The sequence below is a fragment of the Leptolyngbya sp. FACHB-321 genome (assembly GCF_014695975.1).
Lineage (GTDB): Bacteria > Cyanobacteriota > Cyanobacteriia > Leptolyngbyales > Leptolyngbyaceae > Stenomitos.
The window spans coordinates 147,999-167,536 of record NZ_JACJPI010000081.1 but is presented as its reverse complement, the minus strand read 5'-3'; the positions used below and the strand labels follow the sequence as shown (position 1 = coordinate 167,536).

Here is a 19,538-nt window from a genome sequence, read left to right as displayed (position 1 = left end):
TTTGAATTAGTTCTGACTACTAACTACTGATGACTAACTCCTTGTCAATTTTGTCTTTATACTCACCTTCTTCTACCTTCTGCCTTCTTCTTTTACCTTTTGCCTTTCTTAACCATCTGCAACATTCAGCACTCTACATTCAACCTGAGCTTAAGCTATGGTGGTAGTCAAATCTTGACCGTTACGGGACGTTATGAGAAAACTTTTGCTGCTGGGGTTGTTCCTGATTGGGCTGGGCTGGGCGCTTTCTAACTTTAGCGGACTGGCGGCGCAAGGCACTTACGACTCGCTAATTCTAGATTTTCGTGAAGATATTGGCGCGGCACAGATCGAGAGTCAGGTACAGACAATCGCTCAAAAGTATAACGTTACACCCCGGTTAAACAGCGCCTTCTCTTTTCAAGATCACGTTTTTATTGTGAAGGGCGATCGCGCCTTACTAAAGGCGCTGAAAAAATCTGAGCTCAAGAAGTATACAGAATTTATTGAGCCTGACTACGTTTACAGCACGTTCACTCCGCCGAACGACCCTGACTACGGCAAGCAATGGAACATGCGGAGTATCAACGTTGAATCTGCCTGGGATGATACCCAAGGCGAGGGCATGACAGTCGCAGTGATCGACACGGGCATCAGCCAAGTTCCCGATCTAAACGAAACCAAGTTTGTCAAAGGCTACGACTTTGTAAATGATCAGGCAGATGCCAACGATGACAATGGTCATGGCACCCACGTTGCAGGCACAATCGCCCAATCGACCAATAATGAGTTTGGCGTAGCGGGCATTGCCTATAAGGCAAACCTCATGCCGCTCAAAGTGCTGTCAGCAGGCGGTGGCGGCACAGTAGCAGATATTGCAGAATCAATTCGCTTTGCAGCAGACAATGGCGCAGATGTCATAAATATGAGCCTGGGCGGTGGTGGCGAGAGCCAGTTAATGCAAGAGGCGATCGACTACGCCCATGGGAAAGGAGTTGTCATCGTTGCAGCAGCAGGTAATGCTGGCGATAATTCAGCGTCTTACCCTGCTCGGTATCCTCATGTCATTGGCGTCTCTGCACTGGGTCCAACTGGTACAAAAGCGCCTTACTCCAACTTTGGTGCGGGTGTTGACCTGTCGGCTCCTGGTGGCGCTAAGGAAGGCGAAGACCCCACTGGTGGCATCCTACAAAATACGATCAACCCTGAGACTGGCGAATCGGTATTTGAATCTTATCAAGGCACTAGTATGGCAGCGCCTCATGTTGCAGGTGTGGCAGCGCTGGTTAAAGCCGCAGGTGTTAAAGAGCCAGATGCTATTGAAGACGTGCTGAAGCAATCAGCATTGCAGGTCAAAGATGACGAGCTGAACCATTACGGTGCAGGCAAGCTGGATGCGGCGGCGGCAGTGAAATTAGCAGCCCGTGGGCAAATTACCTTCCGTGATTTCTTCCGCTGGCTGCGCGATAACGGTTATCTCAATCCACGCTTCTGGATTGATGGTGGCGTAATTGCTTTGTGGCCCAAACTGGCAATGGTGCTTGGCTCCTACCTGCTAGCGTGGTTCTTGCGGAATTACTTCCCCTTTGCCTGGGGATGGTCGCTCTCCACGGGATTGGTTGCAGGCAGTTCTGGTCTATTCTTCCTGAAAGGCTTTTACCTCTTTGATGCGCCTCAGTTTCCATTCCGGCTTCTGGGTAGCTCGATTCCAGAGTGGGGTGGCGCTGTGCAGGGAACCAGTGCGCTGAACCCAATCTTTGCCAGTGTGCTGATTCCGTTGGCGTTGATTGCGCTGCTCTTGGGACACGCGCAGTGGAAGTGGTTTGCCATTGGCACCACGATCGGTGTTGCAGCTTGCCTTGGCGTGAGTGCTGTTATGTCTCCATCAATGATGTGGTTAGGCGATGGTACGATCGCTCGTGGCTTTCTGATCGTCAACGCCTTGCTCTGTTTAGCACTGGCGCGTCTTGTCCTTAAACCAGGAGTGCAATCAACATGAGCGACAGCATTAAAGTAGAAGGGAAAATCGAGCGCAAGGGTCTAGGTCCTGGCACCTGGGCACTAGTCAGCAATAGTGGCGAGACCTACGAACTGCATAAAGCGCCGAAAGAGCTACAAAAAGCAGGGCTAGCCGTCAAAATCGAAGGTCAAATCCGCAAAGATGTGATGACGATCGCGATGATTGGTCCTGTTCTCGAAGTCAAACACTTTGAGCTTGTTGATTAAGTAACTGAATCGTTGCAAGCGATGAGTCAGATTGGGACTTGGTTCAAAAGATCTAGCCTTGTCCCGGTCTGGCTCGTTTTTTGGCGGGGATGGGTTACGACCAGCTTGATCACGGCTGTCCACTATTAATTTTTGTCTATAGATTGACATGCTTAAAAGGGCGCTCTGACTCTCTAGAATGAAGTTGTCGGCTTAAGGTAACGGTGACGTTACGAAGAATTATTTAACTTGAATGAAGCAAACTTCTGATTGCGATCGCATTCAAACCTGCCCGTGATCGAAGCAAGTCTGTGCCAACGCCTTGAGGAATGTTGGAAACTTGAAGAATGCTGAAGGCTATTTGAAGTTTCGGTAACTTTTCATCTTGACGCACGTCTTCATTAGTAGCCCGTGCCATGATCAACAAGAATTAACAAAGCTGAAGCTTCTGACTCAGTGCATTTACCGAAACCTCTGATCTCCTACCTAGAGCTAAAAGCTATCAAGTCAGTTTTGACACATGTTTTTTGATAAGACGTGAGTTAACAGCGTTATATCTGGCTCTTTAGGGCAATCTAAGTGTGAGTGAGCATGATCAAGATCACAATCGTTTTTCCCTGATTCTTACGTACGATCGTTGATTATAAAGATTAGACCTGTGCGATCGGGTCTGAGATAACCAGGGAAATGCATCTATAGTCTTCTTGGAGAATAATTGTGACCCAGGAATTTCATATTTCTGTGACTCCGATAGGGGAAGACGACTACCTTGTACGGACAGAAAAGGTAGCGCCTGGTGTGCCATTGGCAGAAGAACAAGTTACATGGCCTGTAGATGAATGGCTGGCTCAGGCAAGTGTGTTGATGAATGACCCACTGCAAGGGCTGCTGCGTGGCGATACACTCCACTCATTTCCTGATGCCGTACCGTCTGAGCAAACCGAGGCACAGGGCAATTTGGTTGCGCTGGGGCAACAGCTTCACAGCGCATTGTTTCAAGGAACGATTCGTGATAGCTGGATGACAGCACAGGGCATTGCCCAGCATCGTCAGGAAGTGCTGCGCTTACGGTTGGGGCTAAAAGACACACGCCTGCCGCGTTTGCCGTGGGAGGTGCTATATGCAGGCAATCGCCCGATCGCGACGGGAACAGATGTTGTCTTCTCCCGCTATCACTCCAGTTTTGCAACGATGGCATCGCTGGCGCAGTTTCAGACGACCGCCGCGATCGATGCCCACCAACCGCTCAAAATTCTTATGGTGCTAGCCGCACCGACCGATCAAGAAATGCTGGCGCTTAAGCAAGAGGCGCTGCATCTTCAAGAAGAGCTACAAACCACTGGTCAAAACGGCAATCGGAATGGCAGTAGCCGTTACTCAGACGTGCAGCTAACGATTTTGGAGCAGCCCGATCGCGAACAGCTAACACAAGCTCTGGAACACAACCATTATCATGTACTGCACTACGCGGGACACAGCAATCTAGGCACCGCTGGCGGCAAGCTCTATCTAGTTAGCCGCAAAACGGGGTTGACTGAAACCTTAAGCGGCGACGATCTGGCAGGGCTGCTAGTCAACAACGGCATTCGGATGGCGGTTTTCAACTCCTGCCGGGGTGTCTACACGGCAACGACTGAGGTAATCAGTGATGTTGGCGATGGCAATCTAGCAGAGGCGCTGGTCAGACGCGGCATCCCGGCAGTGCTGGCAATGGCAGAACGCATTCCAGATGATGTAGCGCTGAATCTGAGCCGCTTGTTCTATCGCAATCTGAAGCAGGTTTACCCCGTTGATCTCAGTCTAAATCGCGCTCGTCAAGGACTAATTTCTTCCTACAGTTCCAAGCAGCTTTACTGGGCGCTGCCAATTCTCTATCTTCATCCAGAGTTTGATGGCAATCTTCAGTCACTGGATGCTCGGGGCGGACTAGTGAACGGCACACAGCCGATTAGCGAACTGGCGATCGATGAGCGTGGCGATCGATCGAGCCAGCCAACTGTCCCCCAAGCCGAGCTAACCCTTTCTACGTCGGAAGAACCAGCGGTAGCGCTACCACCCCCTGTTCTAGCCACCGTGCCAAACCGAGAACGGTATGATTTACCGGATGAGGCATTTGATGATGACGCGATGGATTTGGAGGATCTAGAACTAGAATTTGATGATCCGGAGTACCACAACGATCTGGAATCAGTGGCTCATCTGGTGCATCAGCTTTCGTATGGTGCGACAACCGATGCAGTTGAGGATGATCACCTCCTGCCAGCCTCTGCTTCAGAAAATCTGTTGCCCGAAGCCGAATACACTTTCAACACAGATGATTATCTCATTCTGCCTGACTACCCCAAAGAGCTAGACTCGTTGGAAGCAGCCTCAGAAACGGCAGATAGCCCTGAGATACCAGTACAGAATGGAGGGGCACTTACAACCACGGCAGCCGATGCTAGTGGAGTTGAAGTCTACTCAGAGTTGGCAAGGATGCTGGCAGAAACAGGGAAGCTGACGGAGGCGATCGCGACCTGCCATCAAGCCGTGCAAGACAACCCTCATGATGCCAATGCTTACTATCGTCTGGGCATGGCGCTCAACCAGCAAGGGTATGTCGCAGAGGCGATCGCGGCGTATCATCAGGCATTAAGTATTAATCCTGCTCTAGCTGAAATTCACAATCAGTTAGGGTTGGCGCTCTCGCAGCAGGGCAATCTCAGCGAAGCCATACGATCGTATGACCATGCCATTCAGCTTGATCCTAACTTGACTACTGCCAGACGCAACCTCGAAATTGCGCTCCTCCGGCAAGGCAATGTTGGTCCTGCAAAGCCACTGCTGGAAGGTTCACTCTTTGACCAACAACATACCACAGAACAAAAAGCCTTCGATCACTCCAGAAGCAAGCTGTTAGCAGGTCATACTGGTGCCGTCATTGCTCAACGTAATGTGTCGCCTTATCGGACGTTGGTGTGGTTCGGTGCTGGCATCTTAGCTGCACTGGCGTTGGGCGGCTGGTTCTTGCGCGATCGCTGGTTGCCAACACCCTCAATCCAACTCCCCGAAGCTGCCTTTAATACAGTTAAGAGCACTGGCGATTTGCAGCGCGTTAGTACCAGCGTCGTGACGGCTCTGGCAACCGAACACCTTAATAAGGGGAATTTTGCTGATGCTGAGGCAGCGATCGAAACCCTGCTCGATCGAGGCGCATTGACCCAGGCAGCGGCCGTCCTCACCCCTGCCCTAAGCCAAGAGGCAGGCAACCCTACTCTTAACTTTCTGATGGGTCGCCTTGCGTGGCAGTCGGTTAATGTAGGCAACAAAGACTATAGCCTTGATGATGCGCGGCGGTATTGGGAGACTGCCGTTAAGCAAAAACCGATTGCGGAATATCAGAATGCTCTGGGCTTTGCCTACTACACCGAAGGCAAGCTCGATCGTGCTAGTCGCACATGGATGCAAGCGCTGAAGTCAAGGGAGCAACAGAGCAATCAACCTGCCGCAAAACAGGTAAGCTCATCGTCAGCATCACACACTCTCACGGCTTACGCTGGACTCGCTCTAGTGGCGGCAAAATCTGCTGCTAATCAGCCACCTAGCCAACAAGCTAACCTGCAAAACGAGGCGATCAAGCTCCGCCAAACCGTCCTTGCTGATGATCCAGTTAGCTTTCAGCCAGAAGAACTCGCCAAAAACTGGCTGTGGTCTGAGACAGCTATTAAAGACTGGCGATCGACCCTTGCCCTTAAGTAAGTCAACAAGCCGAGGCATCCGCCGCACCAACTCGCTCCTCTCAGACAAGGAATATGCTCCAGCTTACTTTCTGACAAGGCTGGCAGAGGAAGATTATTAGCATACCGATGTAAGCAAGGGCGCAACGATGTAAAGTAGTACAAACGCTCTTTGTCGCCTTATGCAATCGTTACTCACACAGCCACAGCAGCGGGTTTTCACCTGGATTGAAGACTTTACAGCTCAACATGGTATGTCCTTTGTCGCCTTATGCAATCGTTACTCACACAGCCACAGCAGCGGGTTTTCACCTGGATTGAAGACTTTACAGCTCAACATGGTATGTCGCCAACCTATCGTGAAATTCAGAAAGGGTTGGGCTATCGATCGCTGGCATCCGTGCAGCTTCACATCGAGACGTTAACGACAAAGCGGCTCATTAGCCACGCCCCTCGAAAATCTCGCTCTCTCAAAATTCTGCGACCCAGTGATGGGATTCCACTAGTGGGCACGATCGCGGCTCATAGCCTGGTCGAAAACTTTGCGGATCAGGACGTGCAGCATCTAGAGTTGTCCTGCCTGCCGAAGTTGGCACATCTTTCTCAGCATGAGCGTTCTCAGCATTTTGCGCTGCTAGTACAGGGTGACAGCATGATCGGTGCCTTAATTGATCACGGCGATCTGGTTGTTATGCGGCGCGAGTCCAATCCCCGTGCGATTCGCAATGGCACAATCGTCGCGGCTCGACAAAATGGTGCGACGACGCTGAAATACCTCTATCGTCGAGGGCAGCAAATTACGCTTCAGCCTGCTAACCCCAACTATAAGCCAACCGTCATTGATACCAGTACCGAAGAGGTAGACATTCAAGGCGTTTATGTCGGTTTGCTGAGGGGTTTGGTCTAGCGATCGCTTCCTAAACCAACAGCAAGCAGCGTGGCTTTTGAGGCTATAGCTTAGATAAACTGAAGGCTGACCGCTGAAGCTAAACGCTACTAATAATGCTGCAATTTCATCCATCTGGAATCGGTCAACGAGTAGTCGAGACTTCGCTAGGGGCGATGGTCTACTACACACCTGTAGGTCAGCCGTGGTCAATCCCATCACTCGAAGCACCGCCGCTACTTTTTCTGCATAGCTTTGGTGGAGGCGCATCAGCTTATGAATGGTCGAAGATATATCCTACCTTTTTGGATTCACATCGCGTCTTAGCTCCCGATTTGCTGGGGTGGGGACAGTCAGATCACCCTGTAAGAGATTATCAGATGGCAGATTATCTCACTACGCTGACAGAATTTATCCAGAAAACCTGTACCGCGCCAGTGACGATCGTTGCGTCTTCCCTCACAGGCGCGATCGCCATTCGTCTTGCCATTCTGCAACCGACCTTAGTGAAAGCCTTATTTCTCATTTCACCATCAGGCTTTGCTGATTTTGGGCAGGATGCTGGTCGACGGTTACCACTGCAAGTTATCAACACACCACTACTTGACCAGCTCATCTACACACTGGGTGCAACAACTGATGTTTCTGTACGCAGTTTCTTGGAGCGTTTTTTGTTTGCCCAAGCCGATCGCGTCTCTCAAGAAATGGTTCAAGCCTATCTAGAATCTGCGCAACAGCCGAACGCTCAATACGCAGCACTGGCTTTTTTGCGGGGCGACCTCTACTTTGACCTTGCCCGCTACTTGCCCCAGCTTTCTACGCCGACCGTTATTTTGTGGGGTGAACAGACGCAGTTTACCAGCGCTGCTTTGGGTCAACGACTAGCAAACTTGAACCCGTCTGCGGTGAAGGCATTTTTACGCTTAGCTGATGCAGGTGTACTGGCACATCTGGAGCAGCCCGCGATCGTCATTGGGCTATTGCGTCAGTTTCTACAAGAGCTAGAGGGGTAGGAAGAGGGCAGGGGGTAGCAGAAGCAGATAAGTTCTAAGTAGCGCTTTGCGCCGCTGAGTCTCTTAGACATGCTCCGCTTTCTTTAATGCCAACAGCTTTTGCGGTAGAAAGTTTTGAGTTTCAAGTTGAAGCTTAAGGTTGTTTGGCTCTTGTTTGGCTCTTTCACATCCCCGCTTCTGCCCTCTGCCCTTCTAGCCCTCTCCCTTCATCTTCTTAAGCGGCTTGTAGCAAGTGCTGTGCGATCGCCTCATTGCAGACCTCGACTGATGCGCCTTGTGTCATCGCTGTCATCAGTGCTTCATAAGCAGAGATCTGCGCCTCCAGCAGAGTTTTAGCGCGGAGGAGCGACCAGCGTTCCTTCTGTTCTCGTTCAGTAGGCGGCAAGCCCAGTTGCGCGAGTAAGCCTCTCAGCTTTTGACGATCGTCTGCGCCACCTTCGACATTGCCATAAATTAATCTTTCAGCCGCGATGCCTGCCATCCAGATCGTGCAGTAGCGATCAAGTAGCTCCCCTTTCTGCATGGCAGTTTCTAACTCAGTGGAGTCAAACCGCACGCCGCCTTGACCGGGATAACCTTGCCTTAGGGCATCCCATGCATTCAGCGTGTAGCCAGTGGTAGGGATACCTAACTGATGGGCAACCAGAAAATGCCCTGCTTCATGACGAATCACGCGATCGCGATGTCCTGCTGAAAAGCCAGCCAGCCAGTCGAGCAGCAGTGTTGAACCTTGCCCCCGCCAGCTTAAGGTGTCGAGCGTTGCTAGCCCTAGCACCCCAGCAGTGGCGATCGTCGGTACCAACGGCGATAAATTGACTAAAGGTCCTAGCAAGCTCGTCATCGTGATTGTAAAGATGCCGATCGCTACTAAGTTAAGCGAAAGTTGATTCATTAAAGCAAGTTGTTAATATTTATGACTGCTTTCTAGCCTAGCAATGAATCGGTGATGGCGATCGCTCACTGCGTCTAAGAAGCAAAAAAATGCTTAACAGGATGTCAGCAAAGCTTATGTGTAGTCAGTACCTACGCGTAACCAACGGCATGTTGCTGTTAGCCTCTTAGGTAAGGGATAGTAGAGTAGCGGCGCGTCTTCATCTTGCGTCCCGACTGCGCCACAAAAACGCTATAGATCGTATGCTACAAATTTCTCAGACAGTGTTCATTCCAGCACATGAGATTGAACTAAGTGCCATTCGCGCTCAAGGTGCAGGCGGACAAAACGTCAATAAAGTGGCAACCGCCATTCATCTGCGCTTCAACGTTGGAGCTTCTTCTCTGCCCGATCGCTACAAGGAGCGGCTGTTGCAGTTGACCGATCAGCGGCTGACGAAAGATGGTGTGATTGTCATTAAAGCGCAGGAACATCGTAGCCAGGAACAAAACCGCGAGGAAGCACTAAGGCGCTTGCAAGAATTGGTTAAAAGCGTGGCGATCGTGCCGAAACGACGTAGACCTAGCAAACCAACGCGCAGTTCCCAGCAGAAACGGCTCGATAGCAAAAGCAAGCGGAGTCAAATCAAGGCAGCGCGAGGTAAGGTTGTAGACTAATAGCTGTCGTAGAGCCGCTAAACCTTACCAAAGCGTCGATCGCGTTGCTGATAAGCAGTCAAGGCTTGGTGAAACGCAGCGCGATCGAAATCGGGCCATAGCGTATCCGTCACATACAGCTCTGCGTATGCCATCTGCCAAAGCAGGAAATTACTCAACCGCATCTCGCCACTTGTGCGAATTAATAGGTCAGGATCACAGATGCCAGTGGTATAAAGATGGCGTTCAAAAATGGCTTCATCAATTTGCTCAGGCTGAAGCAGCCCTTGCTGCACTTGAGTAGCGATCGCACGACACGCCTGAAGAATTTCCTGCCGTCCACCGTAATTTGTCGCCACTGTAAACCGGATGCTCTGATTATGCTGCGTTGCCTCAACCGAGCGAGCAATTTCTTCCTGAAGCGACTGGGGCAGTGCTTGTAGATTGCCGACAAAGCGGATCTGCACATTTTCCTGCACCATCTCCCGCAGTTCTCGGCGCAACACCCGCTCAAACAGCGTCATCAAAAACTCAACTTCTTCTGAGGGTCGCCCCCAGTTTTCGGTCGAGAATGCGTACGCCGTTAGCGCCTGAATGCCCCAATCACGGCAGCAGCGGAGGAGATCCTTTAACACATCGACACCACGCCGATGTCCCATAATTCTCGGCTGACCACGACGCTTTGCCCAGCGTCCATTGCCGTCCATAATGACAGCAACGTGTCTTGGCAGCCGTTCGCGCTCAAGGTCAACAGGCAACTCTTGCAAAACAGTTGGCTTTACGGTCATAGTCTCTCCCAGCAGCAAACGCTTATGTAAATAGTTCGATCAGACGGTAAAGATGGATGCTTAGGAGCCGTACGCTTGCGATCGTTCGCTTCTCACTTCTACCCTAACTTCTACCCTTCCGCCGACCCAGAATCCGTGCAGTTAGCGTTAAAACTTGAGTGCCAAGCTGATGTACAAGGCTACGGAGATTCGGAGCAACAGTGTCGCGTTCAGCCGTTTGAGCAAAGCGTGCCCCCAGCAAGTCCTTAAGTTTACTGCTGGTCAATGGGCGATTTAGAGTACCCCGTTCTGCTAGCGAAATTGACCCTGTTTCCTCAGAAACCACCACACAAATACAGTTTTCTACCCGTTCGGTAATACCCATAGCAGCTCGATGACGGGTACCTAACTGGCGAGAAGCAGTACGCTCTGATAACGGCAGAATAACCCCTGCTGCAATCAAACGGTTATCACGAATTAAAACAGCGCCATCGTGCAATAGGGTTGTTGTTTGAAAAATAGTTTGAATCAGTTCCTTTGAAACTTCGGCATTGATCCTTACTCCTGGTACAGAAAAATCACGCTCATCAATAGGGATACCTGTCTCTAAAATCAGCAGAGCACCGATGCGGTTTTGCGACAGCTCTTTGACTGCATCAACAATTTCATCAGTGACACTACCAGATTTCAATGTGGTTCTTCGTGAAGATTGGAACAACTGAAGCAACTCGCCTCGACCAATTTGCTCCAAAAAACGGCGAAACTCTGACTGCAAAATAAACGCCATAGCGACGGCAGAACCAATTACTAAATTGCCCAGTACAAAACTGAGTAACGTCAATTCCAATCGTCTGCTGAGCGCGGCTGCTAGCATCAGCACAATGAAACCACGCACCATCCAGAGGGTACGCCGCTCGCCAATAATGACCAGCATCATATAAGTGAGGGCAAGCACTAGCCCAACATCAACGAAAAACCTCAGGTTTTGAACGAAGAGAAGCGGTAGGGTCTGCATCCAGCTAGGGGTCGTCAGCAGCCATTGCCTCCATAGATATCCCATTGATCTGGATTAACCCTGCGCTTCTACAACGTGTTGAGTGTTGAGTATTAAGTCGTGAGTGAGGCAAGAGGTTGCGTTATGCAATCGCTTACTGCCTGTAACTACTTCAGTCGCTCTGGCAAGCGGTCTTGTCGAAGCAAATCTTGATAGGTTTCTCGCTGTAGGATGATGCTGGCTTCTCCTTCCTGAACCAGCACAGCAGCGGGTCGAGCGATGCGGTTGTAGTTAGAAGCCATGCTGTAATTGTAAGCTCCGGTAGCCATCACTACGAGTAAGTCATTAGGCTGCGTCGTTGGTAGAGCCGCTTCTTTAATCACAATATCGCCCGATTCACAGTGTTTACCGGCGATCGCCACTGCCTCAGTAAGCGGTGCTGACATCCGGTTTGCCACCACTGCCCGATACACTGATTGATAGGTAATGGGACGTGGATTGTCAGACATCCCGCCATCAACTGTGACATAGGTCCGAATGTCAGGAATCGTTTTTTGCCCGCCAATCGTATAAGCGGTGACGCAAGCAGACCCAATGAGCGATCGCCCTGGTTCACTTAAAAGCTTTGGTAGGGGTAAGTTTTGCGCTTTACACGCTGCCGCAATTGACTCGCTGACCACCTTTACCCATGCTTCAATGCTGGGCGGATCATCCGATTCGGTGTAGCGAATGCCTAACCCCCCACCAATGTCCAACTCCTGAATTGGTAGACCATGGTGCATTGCTTTACTCAGCCACTGCACCATCACAGCCCCTAGATCATGATGAGGCTCTAGCTCAAAAATTTGGGAGCCAATATGAGCGTGCAGACCAATGCACATGAGGCTGGGTTGCTGACTGATAAATTGAAAGACTTCATCTAATTGATCCAGCCCAAACCCAAATTTGCTGTCAATGCTACCAGTCCGAATGTAGTCATGAGTATGGCACTCGATACCTGGTGTAAGACGGAGCATGATGCGCGTCGGCGGTGCGGTATAAGGTAAGTTTTGAGTTAATTCTGACTCCTGACTTCTCTCCCCTCGCTCCTCGCTCCTTACTTGCTCTGCTGCGATCGCTACCAGGGTTTTCAACTCATGCCAGTTGTCAACAACAATGGTGCAGCCCGCTTCAACAGCCATCAGCAGCTCTGCACGCGCTTTATTATTACCATGTAAATAGAGCTTGGTCGGATCAACGCCTGCCTGTAACGCTGTGTAGAGTTCGCCACCTGAAACAATATCAATCCCTAACCCTTCACTGGCAACGATCGCGCAGACTGCCAAACAATTCCAGGCTTTAGAGGCATACAACACCTGCGATTCGCCCGGATAATAGCGGATGAAAGCATCACGGTATTGACGGCACGCTAATCGCAGCGTTTCTTCGTCCAATATATAGAGAGGCGAACCAAACTTTTGCACCAGATCGACTACATCGCAACCACCAATCTCTAGATGATCCTGCTGGTTTACCGTTGCCGTCAGCGGTAAAAGCTGTTGATTGGGCGACTTGCTAGTCGATCGTGCGTCTAAGGTCTCTGCCGCAGCAGCCAAATATTGACGACCAGTAGTATGCATGGCAGTAGCGTGAGTCGATCCCATTGCGTCATCCTTGAGTGTTGATTCGTAACGTAATTTATGTCGTAACCTCTAGTTTACAATTGCCTCTCGCGCATCCTCAGAAAATAACGCACTTTTGTGACTTTTCTTGCACTTCAGCCGCTCTCGCTAGACTTACTACCCGCTGCCGTAGCACTTGATCAACGCTGCTTCGGCGGACTTTGGACGCTAGACGGTTACCAACGGGAGCTAGAGAGTCCTAATAGTGAACTGCTTGTTGTAGTTGAGAAGGCGGAGGGCAGGCTTCCTAAAGCGTCAGCTGACAGGAGGCAGGAGACAGGAGACAGGAGACAGGAGGCAGAGGGAGCAAGGGAAGCAGAGGGAGCGAAGGAGCAAAAACATCTAGATTCAACACTTGAAATATCTCCTTCGGAGACGCTTCGCGAACAAAACTCAAAACTTTCTCCCCCACGCTCTACTCCCCACACTCTACTCCCCACTCCCCTTGTCGGTCTCGGCTGCTACTGGGCAATTCTTGAAGAAGCTCATATCACTATGTTGGCGATCGATCCCGTCTATCAGCGGCAAGGCTTAGGGCAAACGTTGCTCTATGCTCTGATTGCGTCTGCCCATGCACGCGGACTAGAACGAGCGACTTTAGAGGTGAGAGTTTCTAATGCGTCAGCTCTGGCTCTCTATCAAAAGTTTGATTTTCGTGAAGCAGGACGGCGGCGACGCTACTACCCAGACAATGGCGAAGATGCACTGGTGCTATGGCGAGGTGGTATACAAACCCCTGAGTTTTCTGGGCGTCTAAGAGACTGGCAGCAGCAGGTCTATGACCGTCTATGCAAGGCAGGCTGGCAATTAGACATAGACAGCGATCGGTAAATAGTGAACCAGTTGCATGATGGATTAATGATGAAGAGATTAAGAAAGTCTGCTTGACTTACGAGTCCCTTTCCACTGACAATCACCCTTCGGAATAGTTTTATACAGTGGCGAATCACTGTTGCAGGTACGGTGATCACTGATCTCCTGGCGGCGTTATTCAAGCTGCTAGCTAGATCGTCTATGATAGAATCAACTCTACCGGCAAGCAGCAGGTGACAAGAATACGCCATGTTTGAACGCTTCACAGAAAAAGCCATTAAGGTGATCATGCTTGCCCAGGAGGAAGCACGCCGCCTGGGACACAACTTTGTGGGTACTGAACAGATCCTCTTGGGTCTGATTGGAGAAGGGACCGGCGTCGCCGCCAAAGTGCTGAAATCCATGGGCGTTAATCTTAAAGACGCTCGGATTGAGGTAGAGAAGATCATCGGTCGAGGCTCTGGCTTCGTTGCCGTTGAGATTCCCTTTACGCCACGGGCAAAACGGGTTCTAGAGCTGTCTCTAGAAGAAGCCCGTCAGCTCGGTCATAACTATATTGGTACTGAACACTTGCTTCTCGGTCTGATCCGCGAAGGCGAAGGGGTGGCAGCTAGAGTCCTGGAAAATCTCGGTGTTGACCTCTCCAAGGTTCGCACTCAGGTTATCCGGATGCTAGGCGAAACCGCCGAGGTTACGTCTGGTGGTAGCCAGGGTCGCACTAAAACACCAACGCTGGATGAATTTGGCTCAAACCTGACCCAAATGGCAGCCGACGGCAAGTTAGACCCAGTTGTGGGTCGCCAAAAAGAAATTGAGCGCGTGATTCAGATTCTGGGTCGCCGTACGAAAAATAATCCCGTCCTCATCGGAGAGCCGGGTGTTGGTAAGACCGCGATCGCTGAAGGTCTGGCTCAACGCATCGCCAATGATGATATTCCCGACATTTTAGAAGACAAGCGTGTCGTCACACTTGATATTGGTCTCCTGGTTGCAGGCACCAAATATCGGGGTGAATTTGAAGAACGCCTGAAGAAAATCATGGATGAAATCCGCTCTGCCGGAAATGTCATCCTGGTTATTGACGAAGTTCATACTCTGATTGGTGCTGGTGCGGCTGAAGGTGCAATCGATGCTGCCAACATCCTTAAGCCAGCGCTGGCACGAGGCGAACTTCAATGCATTGGTGCTACAACCCTTGATGAGTACCGCAAGCACATTGAGCGCGATGCTGCCCTTGAGCGTCGCTTCCAGCCTGTGATGGTTGGTGAGCCAAGCGTTGACGAAACGATCGAAATCCTTCGTGGTCTACGTGAACGGTATGAGCAACACCACAAGCTGAAGATCTCCGATTTAGCGCTGGAAGCCGCAGCAAAGCTTTCAGACCGCTATATTTCAGACCGCTTCTTACCTGACAAGGCGATCGATTTGGTTGATGAAGCAGGTTCGCGGGTTCGCCTGCTTAACTCGCAACTTCCGCCAGCCGCGAAAGAACTGGATAAAGAACTGCGTCAAGTCCTTAAAGACAAAGACGATGCGGTTCGTTCTCAGAACTTTGATAAAGCGGGTGAGTTGCGCGATCGCGAAATGGAGATCAAAGCCGAGATCCGAGCGATTGCTCAAACGAAGAAGAACGAATCGACTAGCGAAGATGCTTCTCCTCTTGTGGATGAAGAGGACATTGCGCAAATCGTTGCTTCATGGACAGGTGTTCCGGTTAATAAGCTGACGGAATCCGAGTCCGAGAAACTGCTACACATGGAAGATACCCTGCACCAGCGTTTGATTGGTCAGGAAGAAGCCGTCCGAGCTGTTTCTCGCGCAATTCGTCGGGCACGTGTGGGCTTGAAAAACCCCAACCGACCGATTGCGAGCTTTATCTTCTCCGGTCCTACTGGGGTTGGTAAGACGGAATTAACCAAGGCGTTAGCGACCTACTTCTTCGGTTCGGAAGAAGCTATGATCCGGCTTGATATGTCGGAGTACATGGAGCGCCATACCGTTTCTAAGCTCATTGGTTCGCCTCCAGGCTACGTCGGTTACAACGAAGGCGGTCAGCTTACCGAAGCTGTTCGTCGTCGTCCCTATACCGTTGTTCTGTTCGATGAAATTGAGAAGGCACATCCTGATGTCTTCAACATGCTGCTGCAAATCCTGGAAGACGGTCGCCTGACTGATGCTAAGGGTCGCACGGTGGACTTTAAGAACACCTTGCTGATTATGACCTCTAACATCGGTTCTAAGGTGATTGAAAAGGGCGGCGGCGGTTTGGGCTTCGAGTTCTCGGCAGCAGGTGATGCGGCTGAGTCTCAGTACAACCGCATTCGTTCGCTAGTTAACGAGGAATTGAAACAGTACTTCCGTCCTGAATTCCTTAACCGTCTGGATGAAATCATTGTCTTCCGCCAACTGTCGAAGGACGAGGTGAAAGAGATTGCGGTCATCATGCTCAACGAGGTCTTTGGTCGCTTGCGCGAACAGGGCATTACCCTAGAAGTCACTGATCGATTTAAAGATCGCCTGGTTGAAGAAGGTTATAACCCTAGCTATGGTGCCCGTCCCCTCCGTCGAGCGATTATGCGCTTACTGGAAGATTCGCTAGCAGAGGAAATCCTCTCTAGCCGCATTAAGGATGGTGATACTGCTGTCGTTGATGTGGATACAGACGGTCAAGTCAAAGTGTTACAAGGTGAAAAGCGGGAGCTACTGCCCCAAGCAGTTGAGTAAAGCGCTTTAGCCTCATAGTTTGAAAGCGGTAGAGAGTAGTTATTCTCTACCGCTTTTATTTTTGCTATGAATTGCAACAATAAGAGGTTAACTGCATCAATCATAGGAATAACGCTGTAAACCCAGGTAAGTAGCTGGACATAGTTATTTAATATAAATGCATCTCGACTTCGCGTTCGATGTTTCGGCTGCGCTCAACGTCAAAGTTTCAATGCTCTCAGTCCTATAAGTAAGCGGGTTGAGCGCAGCCAAAACCCGGTTTCTAAGCAGTGCTTAATTTGACCCTCCTACTTATTTGCTTTTCTATTCAACAGGGGTGGAAGGCGTTTGCGACAAAGAGCAGTAATCAAATAAGGGCAGGGTTGAGTGTACTCATCATTTAGATATGCTCAAAATAAACTGCTTAATCAAGTTTAGATAACCATAGGCTACAATACCCAAGCTAGTTCAGGTTGTCTGGGGGATCAGCCCAGATGAGGTCAGAAAAATTGACCTGGGGAAAATCCGGTGAGAAGCCGGTGCTGTGACGCAACTGTGAAAGAAAGGCTGAAGGCTGAAGGCTAAAAAATTGAGACAGATTTCTCACTTTTATCCTTCATCCCTTATCCTCCATCCTTTTCCAAGCCAGGATGCCCGCCTGAAGCCAATTACAACATTACGCCTGCGACTCACAGGCAAAGGTTTATCATGCAAAGTTTAGACGTTCTGCGCCGATCGCCCACGGCGGATTATCTTGCTACGGTTATCCATTCAGTCGCTCTAACCCCAACCATTAAAGCGATTCGATTGCAGTTAGATCGCAATGATTTTCAGTTTTTGCCAGGACAGTCCGTGTGGCCCAAGTTTGAACGAGACGGGCGCAAATTTAGCAAAATTTACTCGATCGCCTCTTCACCCTCCCACTGCCCTGAAGTTGAACTCTGCGTCTCGCGCGTCGGCTGGAGTTCTGCCTTTCTGCAAGATCTAGCGATCGGGCAAGTGCTACCGTTACGTGGTCCTTATGGGCTGATGACCCTTAGCGAACTTCCTCAACGCCCTCGCCTCTACATTACTGAAGGCTCAGGTATTGCACCCTTAAAAAGCCAGATTGACTGGCTGCATGAATGTGGCTATCGGCAACCCGTGTGGCTAGTGCAAGCTAATCCCGAAACAACGGATCAGTTGCCCTATCAGCAGTACTGGCAGCAATTGCAACAAAGCTGGAAAAACTTTCACTATCGTGAGGCGATCATCCAATGCCCAGAAGTCGTTCTGTCAGGACTGCGGCTCGACTTGGCAGCGTTTGATATTGTCATCTGTGCAGTGGGCGATCGCTCTAACCAGCTTCAAGCCTTTGTTCTGGCTCTAGGGGCACGACTGGATCAACTGTGCTCAGAAAAGTTTATTGCGTTCTAACCACTGCCCTTGCGAGTATAAGGAGTATCTGGACAGTAGACTAAAGATTCTGGGCTAGAGACTATCCTTAACTGCAAGGGTGGGCTGTTGTTAAGTGTCTAGCGTTTAATGTCTGCTGTCTAAGCCACATCTTTATGACTTCTGAAGAAACCTCCGAACCCCAGGCTCCTGTTATGGCAACCTCTGCCCCACCGCGTTGGCGAGCCTGGTGGGAAAACATTCAAATTCTCATCATTGCTCTGATTCTGGCACTGTTAATCCGGGTTTTTGTGGCAGAACCGCGCTTTATTCCTTCTGATTCCATGCTGCCCACGTTGGAAGTTGGCGATCGACTCATAGTCGAAAAGCTTTCCTATCGCCTTCGTCCCCCAGCCTTTGGCGAAATCGTTGTGTTTGATCCGCCACAGCAACTTCAAACTCAGGGCTATACCAAAGACCAGGCATTTATCAAACGCATTATTGGTCAGCCTGGACAAACCGTACAGGTTAATAATGGCACCGTTTTTGTTAACCAGCAGCCCCTTCAGGAACTGTATATAGCCGCCCCTCCCAATTACACCCTGCCGCCGGTCACTGTGCCAGAGGATGAGTTTTTTGTGATGGGCGATAACCGCAACAACAGCAATGATTCTCACGTTTGGGGTTTTCTACCGCAGCAAAACATTATTGGTCGTGCCTGGTTTCGCTTTTACCCATTCGATCGCCTTGGGCTAGTAGAAAGGAAGGATCAGGAAGCTGGGTACTGAAGCAATGCCGGAGCTTTGCAGTTTGAAACTTGCCCATAGCCGTTATTTTTTGGTTCAAGCTAAAACCGAAGGTAATGCATCAGTTCTGAGACGACTTCGGCAGACAGCGAGAGCCGCCGTTGGAGATGAATTAAATTGCGGTAGGGGCTTACTGCGCGATTGGCAACGATCGCTCGTGCTAAATACGTATCGACAACGGGAATCCTGGTCAGCATTTCGACCGTTGCCGTATTTGCATTCACAGGCTTGACGGTATCGACACTAGCAGCATCGTAATAGCAAAATTGGAGCACTGGTTCGAGCGGTTTGAGTCTTGGTACAGGCAGACTCAACACAGCAGCTATATCCTCAATACAGTGCAATTGGACTCCTGATTGGGTCAACTCAACCAGCGATCGCGCCTGATGAATCGAAATTCCTGGCAATCGCAGCCAATCATCAATGCCCGCCTGATTTACATCAATCTTGACACCCAAACTGGCAGCTAGCACTAGCTCTGCTACAGATTGAAAGCGGTAATAGGGATCGTTTAAGAGCTGCGATCGCAGCGGTTGACGGGATTGGGCAGCCGTTGATAGCCAGTGAGGAAGCGGCATTGGGGATGAAGGATGTGAGGGATGAAGGAGAAACGTTTAGGTAGCTAGTGGTCTTGTTAACAGCCAACAACTAAGCAATGCGATCGAGCAATTTACGGCGCTTTTGCTCAAATTCGTATTCAGAAAGCAACCCATCGGCACGAAGCTGATCGAGATGGCGAACGGCATCTGCCACTGCACCAATTTGGTCAGAGTCAACCACCTCTGCACGCGACACAATGGTTGCTGTAGACGCAACGCCATCATTGAATTTCAGATCAAATTCGTCGGCGTTTTGAGACAAATACCAAATGCCTTCGATCGCACTCGCAACCCTGGGAATCGGGGTCATAGATAGCAAGAGATAGAAAATGCCCCAAAGTGGCTGCCCCACATAAAACTTGTGCAACCCTGCACCGATCGGTGAAACAGCTCCAGCAAATGCCAATGCAGCCGCAATTTTACGATCTCTTAGTTTCTCTACCATCCCAACCCCACAATATCCGTACTCAGACTTTACAATGGCAGAACAGTGGT

16 protein-coding genes and 1 riboswitch are annotated in these 19,538 nt (G+C 50.3%); of the genes, 10 read left to right on the top strand and 6 right to left on the bottom strand.

Going from position 1 to position 19,538, the window contains the following annotated elements:
- Positions 1-193: 193 nt before the first annotated feature.
- The 5 genes from H6F76_RS24170 (at position 194) to H6F76_RS24150 (ending at position 7,799) form a co-directional block, all read left to right on the top strand.
- Complete coding sequence (locus tag H6F76_RS24170; protein ID WP_190512091.1) at positions 194-1,978, top strand: S8 family peptidase; 1,785 nt, start codon at positions 194-196, stop codon at positions 1,976-1,978.
- Positions 1,975-2,205, top strand: coding sequence for a hypothetical protein (locus H6F76_RS24165; protein WP_190512090.1), 231 nt, complete (start codon positions 1,975-1,977; stop codon positions 2,203-2,205). The genes H6F76_RS24170 and H6F76_RS24165 overlap by 4 nt, the downstream gene beginning before the upstream one ends.
- Positions 2,206-2,901: 696 nt before the next feature.
- The gene (locus H6F76_RS24160; protein WP_190512089.1) at positions 2,902-5,922 is read left to right on the top strand and encodes a CHAT domain-containing protein; all 3,021 of its coding nucleotides are present in this window, start codon (positions 2,902-2,904) and stop codon (positions 5,920-5,922) included.
- Between the two features lie 249 nt (positions 5,923-6,171).
- Complete coding sequence (lexA, locus tag H6F76_RS24155) at positions 6,172-6,807, top strand: transcriptional repressor LexA (protein WP_190453934.1); 636 nt, start codon at positions 6,172-6,174, stop codon at positions 6,805-6,807.
- A 95-nt stretch (positions 6,808-6,902) separates the two neighbouring features.
- A complete protein-coding gene (locus tag H6F76_RS24150; protein ID WP_190512088.1) occupies positions 6,903-7,799 on the top strand; it encodes an alpha/beta hydrolase in 897 nt (298 codons plus the stop codon).
- 214 nt (positions 7,800-8,013) lie between these two features.
- Here the strand turns inward: H6F76_RS24150 and H6F76_RS24145 are convergent, their stop codons facing one another.
- Positions 8,014-8,691 carry an ATP-dependent Zn protease gene (locus tag H6F76_RS24145; RefSeq protein ID WP_190512087.1) on the bottom strand — a complete coding sequence of 226 codons (678 nt, stop codon included), beginning with the start codon at positions 8,689-8,691 and terminating at the stop codon, positions 8,014-8,016.
- 242 nt (positions 8,692-8,933) lie between these two features.
- Here H6F76_RS24145 and arfB point away from each other — a divergent pair, with 242 nt between their 5' ends.
- Positions 8,934-9,347 (top strand): alternative ribosome rescue aminoacyl-tRNA hydrolase ArfB, encoded by a 414-nt coding sequence (gene arfB, locus H6F76_RS24140; protein WP_190512086.1) that lies wholly within the window; start codon positions 8,934-8,936, stop codon positions 9,345-9,347.
- Positions 9,348-9,364: 17 nt separating this feature from the next.
- On the opposite strand, the gene uppS is transcribed toward arfB, so the two are convergent.
- The 3 genes from uppS to lysA all read right to left on the bottom strand — a co-directional run bounded on the left by uppS (position 9,365) and on the right by lysA (position 12,730).
- Complete coding sequence (uppS, locus tag H6F76_RS24135; protein ID WP_190453949.1) at positions 9,365-10,114, bottom strand: polyprenyl diphosphate synthase; 750 nt, start codon at positions 10,112-10,114, stop codon at positions 9,365-9,367.
- Between the two features lie 103 nt (positions 10,115-10,217).
- Complete coding sequence (cdaA, locus tag H6F76_RS24130) at positions 10,218-11,108, bottom strand: diadenylate cyclase CdaA (RefSeq protein WP_242033744.1); 891 nt, start codon at positions 11,106-11,108, stop codon at positions 10,218-10,220.
- A gap of 146 nt (positions 11,109-11,254) precedes the next feature.
- Positions 11,255-12,730, bottom strand: coding sequence for a diaminopimelate decarboxylase (lysA, locus tag H6F76_RS24125; RefSeq protein WP_190512085.1), 1,476 nt, complete (start codon positions 12,728-12,730; stop codon positions 11,255-11,257).
- Positions 12,731-12,826: 96 nt separating this feature from the next.
- On the opposite strand from lysA, the gene rimI reads away from it, so the two are divergent.
- The 4 genes from rimI (at position 12,827) to lepB (ending at position 18,426) form a co-directional block, all read left to right on the top strand.
- Positions 12,827-13,579: a ribosomal protein S18-alanine N-acetyltransferase gene (gene rimI / locus H6F76_RS24120; protein ID WP_190512083.1), complete on the top strand. Its 753-nt coding sequence runs from the start codon at positions 12,827-12,829 to the stop codon at positions 13,577-13,579.
- A gap of 231 nt (positions 13,580-13,810) precedes the next feature.
- Positions 13,811-16,285, top strand: coding sequence for an ATP-dependent Clp protease ATP-binding subunit (locus tag H6F76_RS24115; protein WP_190453957.1), 2,475 nt, complete (start codon positions 13,811-13,813; stop codon positions 16,283-16,285).
- A gap of 432 nt (positions 16,286-16,717) precedes the next feature.
- Positions 16,718-16,941: riboswitch (cobalamin riboswitch) on the top strand.
- 31 nt (positions 16,942-16,972) lie between these two features.
- Positions 16,973-17,680: an FAD-binding oxidoreductase gene (locus H6F76_RS24110; RefSeq protein ID WP_190512081.1), complete on the top strand. Its 708-nt coding sequence runs from the start codon at positions 16,973-16,975 to the stop codon at positions 17,678-17,680.
- 134 nt (positions 17,681-17,814) lie between these two features.
- Positions 17,815-18,426 (top strand): signal peptidase I, encoded by a 612-nt coding sequence (lepB, locus tag H6F76_RS24105; RefSeq protein WP_190512080.1) that lies wholly within the window; start codon positions 17,815-17,817, stop codon positions 18,424-18,426.
- 59 nt (positions 18,427-18,485) lie between these two features.
- Here lepB and H6F76_RS24100 read toward each other — a convergent pair whose 3' ends face one another.
- Positions 18,486-19,022, bottom strand: a complete 537-nt coding sequence (locus tag H6F76_RS24100; RefSeq protein ID WP_190453964.1) for a ComEA family DNA-binding protein — start codon at positions 19,020-19,022, stop codon at positions 18,486-18,488.
- A 70-nt stretch (positions 19,023-19,092) separates the two neighbouring features.
- Positions 19,093-19,488, bottom strand: a complete 396-nt coding sequence (locus H6F76_RS24095; RefSeq protein WP_190453967.1) for an SHOCT domain-containing protein — start codon at positions 19,486-19,488, stop codon at positions 19,093-19,095.
- Positions 19,489-19,538: the final 50 nt, after the last annotated feature.